At 49.4% G+C, this 6,025-nt stretch carries 5 protein-coding genes and 4 pseudogenes; 4 read left to right on the top strand and 5 right to left on the bottom strand.

The window, feature by feature from the left end; all coding sequences use genetic code 11:
* The 3 genes and pseudogenes from BLO51_RS28035 to BLO51_RS28025 all read right to left on the bottom strand — a co-directional run.
* Window positions 1-775, bottom strand: a pseudogene (locus BLO51_RS28035) (peptidase M4 family protein); the annotation flags it as partial.
* Between the two features lie 763 nt (window positions 776-1,538).
* Window positions 1,539-2,297 (bottom strand): type I methionyl aminopeptidase, encoded by a 759-nt coding sequence (gene map, locus BLO51_RS28030; RefSeq protein ID WP_090677411.1) that lies wholly within the window; start codon window positions 2,295-2,297, stop codon window positions 1,539-1,541.
* A gap of 4 nt (window positions 2,298-2,301) precedes the next feature.
* On the bottom strand, window positions 2,302-3,069 hold the full coding sequence (locus BLO51_RS28025; protein WP_245719873.1) for a TetR/AcrR family transcriptional regulator: 768 nt from the start codon (window positions 3,067-3,069) through the stop codon (window positions 2,302-2,304).
* A gap of 122 nt (window positions 3,070-3,191) precedes the next feature.
* Between BLO51_RS28025 and BLO51_RS30690 the strand changes: the two genes are divergently transcribed.
* Both BLO51_RS30690 and BLO51_RS28020 read left to right on the top strand, forming a co-directional pair.
* Entirely contained in the window at window positions 3,192-3,278 is an 87-nt protein-coding gene (locus tag BLO51_RS30690; protein WP_108531390.1) for a putative holin-like toxin, read from the top strand.
* 255 nt (window positions 3,279-3,533) lie between these two features.
* Complete coding sequence (locus BLO51_RS28020; protein ID WP_245719872.1) at window positions 3,534-3,770, top strand: RNA chaperone Hfq; 237 nt, start codon at window positions 3,534-3,536, stop codon at window positions 3,768-3,770.
* Between the two features lie 114 nt (window positions 3,771-3,884).
* On the opposite strand, the gene BLO51_RS28015 is transcribed toward BLO51_RS28020, so the two are convergent.
* Both BLO51_RS28015 and BLO51_RS28010 read right to left on the bottom strand, forming a co-directional pair.
* A complete protein-coding gene (locus BLO51_RS28015) occupies window positions 3,885-4,310 on the bottom strand; it encodes a helix-turn-helix domain-containing protein (protein WP_090677406.1) in 426 nt (141 codons plus the stop codon).
* Window positions 4,311-4,691: 381 nt separating this feature from the next.
* Window positions 4,692-4,865 (bottom strand): annotated as a pseudogene (locus BLO51_RS28010) (transposase domain-containing protein); the annotation flags it as partial.
* 369 nt (window positions 4,866-5,234) lie between these two features.
* Between BLO51_RS28010 and BLO51_RS28005 the strand changes: the two are divergent.
* Together BLO51_RS28005 and BLO51_RS28000 are read left to right on the top strand one after the other, a co-directional pair.
* Window positions 5,235-5,393, top strand: a pseudogene (locus BLO51_RS28005) (transposase); the annotation flags it as partial.
* Window positions 5,386-6,025: pseudogene (locus BLO51_RS28000) on the top strand (hypothetical protein); the annotation flags it as partial. The pseudogenes BLO51_RS28005 and BLO51_RS28000, both read left to right, overlap by 8 nt.

Raw genomic sequence — 6,025 nt, 5'->3', positions numbered from 1 at the left:
CGATTCCTTGCCCGCGCGTCGTATCTTTCAATTGATAGGTAGAGCCGGATTGCGTAGTTGTAAACGTTTTCGTATCTCCGAGCACGCCTTTTCCGGTGCCCGTAGCGCGAGTGAGGATATCGTACTTGAATAAAATGCTGCCGTCATCGGCGCTGATGAAGTAGCGTGTTAGGATCGGCTCCGGTTCGAGAACGTTAACCTCCGTCACATAGGTGAGTATCGGCTGTCCTTCGTGCAAGTAAACGTACAGATCCGCTTTTGGCGCCATTTGCGGTTCGCCCAGCTTGCCGACTTCGGCTTCGGTATCTTTCTGGGCAACGGCAATAGCTTCCGCTTCGCTGATTTGCGAGGTCAAGCCCCTCGGAACCTGCTGCTGCTGTTCGGGAAGCACGCTGCCGATCAGCGATGTGACTTGTCCTTTTTTGTTGATGTGAACCGTCTGAATGCCGCCGTATACAGGAACGCCTTCCACATACTGCTGCAGACGGAAATGCTGGGTTCCCGTTTTTTCATCTGTCGTTTGCTCGATAATTTTCAATTGTTTTTTCAGATCGACGGATTTGCTGATCTGGAAGCTTTCTTGCTTGGATTCAAGGTACTTCCAGACTTTGTCCTCCCCGGTTACGGCTTGCGGTGCGCTCCAGTTTTCCTCGGTAATCAATTGAGGGGCAAATCCTCCAAAGGGAGCGGACGGCTCTTGTGGAGCAGCATGCACGGCTTGCACGCTTCCGAGCAAAAACGCTCCTGTAATAATCGATGACCATACTTTTAACATATAAATTCATCTCTCCTTTATAATATTTTTCCGATCGGTTTAAAATGAATTTGAAACTGGTTTTTCTGGTGGCGGGTGACAAACCAAAGGCAATTTAAAAGCGGGTCTTGTCGAAGGTGATAATTACAGAAGCAAAAATCTGAGGCAAGGCAGGATCGATCGAGTGGAGTCATGAGGTGCGTGTTTTCGCTAAAAAGCATCACCTCTTTCGTTAAGTGGTCAATTCTTTTCAGATAAAACCGTAGGAATAAATCGCAGTTTGTTGAAACACTAGGAAAAAATTCCAACTCCGACTGCTTGATAATAATATTAATACAATTTTAATTTTTTACAATACCCTTTTAAGTAAAAATATTCCTGTTGAACAATAAAAGGTTCTTTAGCCCTAGTGTATCGGATGAGGAGTCGCCTATTTCTTGTCGAAAATCTGATAGAAAAAGGGGCTTGTGATTCGTGTATATGAGACTATGGTCCCTTGATTGATCTTGAACTTCATATTCCGCACCCTTCGTGGAATTTCAAGATACATTCATTTTCAACTGTTTTTTCACCTAAAAATAATATAATTATAGGATTTAATAACAGGTAATATATTATTGGAAATCCATATAAGTAATGTGTGGAATGTGAGGTAAACAGGGGGATGTTGGCAGGAGAGCAGGCGCTATTGTTACGCAGAGCAGCCCTTCGTGCGGCAGATAACTGCGGACAAAGGGCTGAAACCGGTTGAGATGGAGCAGGGGGAACTATGGAGACTGCGGCGTCAGCCGGCCGTAGCTTGGTCTGTGAGCACCAGTGGGCCGTCTTCGGTGATCGCAATCGTATGCTCGTATTGGGCGGATAGCCGTCCGTCAGCCGTTCGAGCCGTCCAGCCGTCCGCTTCGATGTACATATGATGCGTACCGGCATTGATCATCGGCTCGATCGTGAACACGAAGCCTTCCTTCAAACGTACGCCTTTGCCGGGCAGCCCAACATGAGCGTAGCTGGGCTCTTCGTGCAGATCCCGGCCGATGCCGTGGGCGAGCAGATCGCGAACGACGGAGTAGCCGTTCCGCTCCGCGTAGGATTGGATCGCGTGCGTTACGTCCCCGAGGCGGTTGCCGGCGAAGGCCTGAGCGATGCCGAGATCCAGGCATTGCTTGGTCACTTCCATCAGCCGCCGGGCTTCGTCGGAAATAGAGCCTACCGCATAGCTCCAGGCGGAATCGCCCAGCCAGCCGTCGACTTCCGCGACGATGTCAATGGTGACGATGTCGCCTTCCTGAAGCGGTGTACGGCTTGGAAACCCGTGGGCGATGACATCGTTGACGGATGCGCAGGTGGCGTACTTATACCCGTTGAAGCCCTTGGTAAAGGCTCTGCCGCCATGCTTCGTGATCATCGTATCCACGAAATCTTCGATTTCAAGTGTCGTAATGCCGGGCTGCACCAGTTTGGCGATTTCCCGGTGACAAGCTGCGACCAGCTGAGCGGCTTGTTTCATGAGCTCAATTTCCTGTTTGGATTTCAAAATAATCATGTGATCAATTTCCCTTCTTTTCGATACTGCGGACTAATGAATCGGCGATATCGTCAGTATCCGGCTCTTCATGGCCGTGGTGAATCCATAAACCGGCGCAGCCGATCATGGAGCCGAGAAGAAAATTCGCCCGTTTCTCAGGCTCCTGCGCCCCGAGCTGTTGAATGGCCGACATAAGCGGACGGTACAGCTCGATTTGGAACTGATCGTACAGCTTTTGAAAGCGGCCGCCCGGGACCTGCTGAAAGTTTTCCCAGATCATTTTATACAAAATATAGACGGACCGGTCGTGAAACCATTGCCGCAGCATAAGGGTGCCGTAGCGTCGGAGCTGCTGTCCGGGGGGCTGGGATGCGCCGAATGCTTCCTCCGTGACTTGCTTAGCTTCGTGGAACGCCTGCCACAGCAGGTCGTCGAGCAGAGCGTGCTTGTTTTTGTAATAATGGTACACGGTGCCGTAGCCCAAATTCGCTTTGTTTGCGACGTCGCGCATCTCCATCGTAATGCCTTGCTCCAAATATACCTCGGCTGCGGCTTGCATAATTTGCTTCACCCGGAGAAGCCGGATTTCTTCGTTTTGTTCTTTCGTTCGGGGAGACAAGCGATCACCTCTTTTTTGACCTACTGTGATGTCAATCATAAACGATCCCGCCGCCGTTTGCAATAGTTCCCGGTTTGGAATCCGCGATAGCCCGACAGAGTGTAGGCTGATGCTCCGGATAACGTAGGTCGGGCGTCCTGCAAGTCCGTACTGTTCGGTCCCATAGAGCATTTGGTTTTTCGATTGGACAAGCTTATTTTGGGTTTGATGGAACAATATGTTACAATGGAAAAACCACGATAGAATGGCTTTTAGGGCGGTCGGCTAGCCTCCTGGATAGGAGGTGATGGCCTATGGAGGTATACCAAGCATTAACCTTGATGTTCGGGTTCGGGATGTTCATCTTGGCATTGCTAACGTACCTTAACAAAAAGAAATAGACCGCCCTCGGTCAAAGCAGCGGTCCTTTCTTGATCCTCATACAATTTGTCTAAGCCACCGCCCTGAGAAGCGGCTATTGTGCGGGAGTGCGGATGTTCGCGGCATCCGCATTCCTTTTTCAGTATACGCATGTTGGCGGAACGTGATACTTTCTATTTATAGTTTACATGGCCTTGTCCGTCCTGACAATAGAGTAATAGATTCGGTTGTGGTACGATAGACCGGAATCCTAAAAAGAGAAAGGGATGTCTCACATGACGAAAAGTAGTGATAACGTGCAGACCCAGGATAATGTGCAGAACCGGTTTTTGGATCAGCTCATTACGGAAAGGATACCTGTTACCTTAATTACGAAGAATGGTGTCCAGATGCAAGGCACCTTGAAATCGACGGACCGGTACACGATCCTGATCGAAGTCAAGGGAAGAGATTCGCTGCTTAATAAAGTCGCGGTATCTACGATCGTATCAAGCAAGCGCCTGCCTGTTTAATCCGCATCGTGTAACATCAGAAGGGCCGCCCGTGTTACGGAAGCGGTCCTTTCCTCTTCGCATGAAAAAAAGTCCGGTCCCCTGGAGCTGCCGGGAGCCGGACTTTCCTGCCGTTCATTTCGACTCATACAAAAATTCCGCCGTCTGCTCGTCCTTGCCGTGAAGCTGCTTTTCTTTCCAGAACATGACGGTCAGCATCCGCTCGATCCATTCCTTATCCAGCTCGGTCAGCTCGATTCCATCGAAGATAAGGTCGTTCTCGCGCAGAAAGCGGCGCAGGTTCACCCGCGGCTTCGTATAGCTTCCTTCCTCCGTGTCGGAGGCCGTCTTCTCCAGGTAGCCTGCAATCTGCATCAGCTCGGTATAAGGAATGTTCAATCCCTCGGACAGCTTCATCAGCACGTCGGGCGAGGGGACCCCGCGGTTGCCGTTCTCCAGCTGGGAAATATAGGCCGCCGATACGCCGGAGCGGTCCGCCAGCTCGCGAATGGTGAAACCTTTCAGTTTGCGCATATCTCGTAATTGATCGTAGAAATCCATCGCACACACCCACATTATTGAAATAATGGCAAAGCAATAAACCGGTAAGTAAATAACGGCGAATATCTATATATTAACAGTTAAAATTAGGAAGTACAAATTAAAGTTTTTTTAATAAAAGTAAACATGAATGGATTCAAAAGTAAATTGAATTGGTAGAGTATAATAGTAGTATGTTTAGCCAATCTCCATAAATTTTATAATAGCATCAAAGCAAACAAAGAAAAAGTTTCATCTGATGCATTGATGTAAATGTTTCGGCGCCTCTGGTTCCCATCCCCGAACTTGCCAGTTTTGCTCCAGCATCTTTTGCCAACGAATCAGTTGCTGATTTAGCATTTAGATATGCCGCGGAGAAAGGAGCTCTATGATGGATGAAGATTAGGGAGTGCGACAAGAATCGGGCAGTGAAGCCGACCACGGCATAAACGGCTCCAGCGCTTTTGGAGCTTGGAGATCGGAAAGCTGCGGCAATTGCTCAAACAGGTACTTGAGGTACCGGAATGGATGTAATCCGTTTTCCTTCGCCGTCTCGATCACGCTGTAAATGGCCGCGCATGAGCCCAGCATCCCACCAACGCTTGGAGCCGGGGCAAAAGGGGGCAGCAATTTCATGCAATCGGAAGATCCCGAGGCGGACTAACGACGAAAAAACGATTGAACACGAGTTGAAGGAGGCCACGCCGGAAGAACGCCACAGGGCCCGGGCAGAGCGAAACCGCCCGTTGCTGGGATTTGTTTCATAGTTTGAAGACAGGCCCTAGTTCCCCGTAAGTTAAACGTAGCAACTATTTATGGTTTCTGGAAAAGCGTATTTTCACCGCTGGAATCGAACCTCGGGATCAGTTCGTGATGGATCTGGATTCTTCCGTCTTTGCCGCCCATGGCAGAATAGTCGTGGGTACCGTCGTCCAAATTGCATTAATTGAAGCAGCAAAACAACATGGTCGTGAAGATATGGCTGAGAAGAATGAGAAAAATCTACTACGTTATCAAGGGATTCTAACTAACTTTCAAGAAGGCAATATCATTTTCGGTAGACAAGACCGTATTAAAAGAAAGGTGAGTGCTGGAAATGGCTAATTACGACCGTACAGCTCATCTGAAGAGAATCCATGCCCAACGGAAGGCGAGTACCTTAGAGAAGGTAGATCAGGCGATTAAACGCCTCTTACGAGCCAACAAGAGCATCAATTTCAATAGCGTATCAGAAGAATCGGGTGTATCGAAAGCGAGTGTATCGTTACTGCTGAGAAGACTCCCTCTCCTTGCGAGGTGGAACGACACCTTCCAAGAAACAGGCAAAGGCTTGTCTTACCAGACCTGTGCAACCGGGCTGCCAGCGTTGAAAAAGGAATGGCCTTGGCTCAGGGACGTGGACAGCATTGCTTTGCAATCCGCCGTTCGCAGCCTGGCAGATGCGTTTGATCGCTTCTTTCGAAAGCAAAACGATCCGCCTCGTTTCAAGAGCAAACGCAATCCCGTCCAAAGCTACACCACGAAGTTTACGAACGGCAATATTGCCGTTGCCTGCGATCTGTTGAAACTTCCGAAGCTGGGTTGGGTGCGCTTTGCCAAGTCCCGTGAAATCGAAGGACGGATCTTGTCTGCTACGGTGCGTCGAAACGGCACAGGCAAGTACTTCGTTTCGATTCTGTGTGAAGTAGACATCCAGCCGCTTCCTCACGTGGATACCGCCATCGGCATAGACCTCG

This window comes from Paenibacillus tianmuensis, assembly GCF_900100345.1.
Lineage (GTDB): Bacteria > Bacillota > Bacilli > Paenibacillales > NBRC-103111 > Paenibacillus_G > Paenibacillus_G tianmuensis.
This window is presented reverse-complemented; position numbering and strand designations above follow the sequence as displayed.